The sequence below is a fragment of the Nocardia farcinica genome (assembly GCF_029867845.1).
Classification (GTDB): Bacteria; Actinomycetota; Actinomycetes; order Mycobacteriales; family Mycobacteriaceae; genus Nocardia; species Nocardia farcinica_A.
Genome location: NZ_JARWRU010000459.1, coordinates 1 through 1422, shown reverse-complemented (window position 1 = coordinate 1422; position 1422 = coordinate 1). Strand labels below are relative to the sequence as shown.

Annotated in this window: 1 protein-coding gene; it reads right to left on the bottom strand. The window is 68.2% G+C overall.

All coding sequences use genetic code 11. The features are described 5' to 3' along the window. Positions 1–41: 41 nt before the first annotated feature. The gene (locus QH283_RS09895) at positions 42–1295 is read right to left on the bottom strand and encodes an amidohydrolase family protein (protein ID WP_280502714.1); all 1254 of its coding nucleotides are present in this window, start codon (positions 1293–1295) and stop codon (positions 42–44) included. Positions 1296–1422 lie beyond the last annotated feature (127 nt).

Sequence of the window (1422 nt, the reverse complement as noted above, 5' to 3'; positions counted from 1 at the left end):
GGGCCCCGTCCCGCGCGGGAACCCGCCCGCGCGACAGGGGGTCAGCTCGCGCGCCTGGCGTAGGCGGCGGCGTACTCCTTGCGGGAGGTGGTGGAGATGTCGACGTCGGTGGCGGTGGCGCGCAGCGCGCCGACGGTGGCCTGTTCGCGGGGGATGTGCCGGAAGGGGTCCCAGTCGAACCAGCGGGTGGCGTTCTGCCAGGTGATCTTGTGGATCTCCTCGTCGGTGGCGCCCGCGGCGTTCAGCTCTTCGATCACGAACTCCGGCGCGTTCGGCCAGATCGAGTCCGAATGCGGGTAATCGCATTCCCAGGCGATGTTGTCGATGCCGATGTCGGTGCGGAACTTCAGCGAGGTCCGGTCGGTCACATAGCAGGCCAGCACGTGTTCGCGGAAGACCTCGCTGGGCAGCTTGCCGCCGAAGTCCCGGCGCAGCCAGCGCTGGTTGGTGTAGTGCCGATCGGAACGGTCGAGGAAGAACGGGATCCAGCCGACGCCGCCCTCGGACAGCGCGACCTTGAGCTTCGGGAAGGCGCGGAAGGCCGGTCCCCACAGCAGGTCCTGCGCGGCGATGAGCGAGATGCTCGGGGCGAGCACCATGAGGTTGTCGATCGGCGCGTCCGGGGCCAGCCGCAGCACGCCGAAGCCCTGGCCGATGTGCAGGTTCATCACGGTGTCGTGCTCGCACAGCGCGGCGAACACCGGGCGCCAGTAATCGATGTCGTGGTAGCTGGGCAGGCCGTCGATGTGCGGCAGCTCCGGCATGGTCACCGAGTGGCAGCCCTTCGCCGCGACCCGGGCGATCTCGGCGACGGCCAGTTGCGGATCCCACAGCGGCAGGATCGCGATCGGGATGAACCGGCCCGGGTAGGCGCCCGCCCAGTCCTCGATGTGCCAGTCGTTGTAGGCCTGGATCATCGCGACGGTGATCTCGTCCTTGCGGTGGGTGAGATGGCCGGCGCTGAAGCCGGTGAACGTGGGGAAGCACATCGAGGCCAGCACCCCGTTGGCGTCCATGTCACGCACCCGGTCGTGCACGTCGTAGACGGCGGGACGCATCTCGGCGTAGCCGGCGGGGTCGCGCCCCCATTCCTCGGGCGGCCAGGTGACCACGGCGTTGAGTCCGGCGACGCCGGTGGGGCGGTCGCGGTAGATCCAGCGGTCGATGCCCTGATCGTCGACGACGACCTTGGGGGCCAGGTCGGCCCACTTCTTCGGGACGTGGCCGTCGAACATGTCGGGCGGCTCGACGACGTGGTCGTCGATGCTCACCAGGATCAGGTCGTCGGTGTTCATGAGACTCCTCGCGTGCGGGGGCGGCGGTGGATCGGGCGACGCTCGGGCGTCGGTCTCGCGAGATCGTCAATCATCGACAATGAGAATCTTTGGCAATGACAATCTTTGGCTGTGAGAATGGCGCTCG

Bases quoted from the DNA above. Each gene is read 5' to 3' on its own strand.
- QH283_RS09895 (WP_280502714.1), bottom strand. From the start codon at position 1,295: ATGAACACCGACGACCTGATCCTGGTGAGCATCGACGACCACGTCGTC.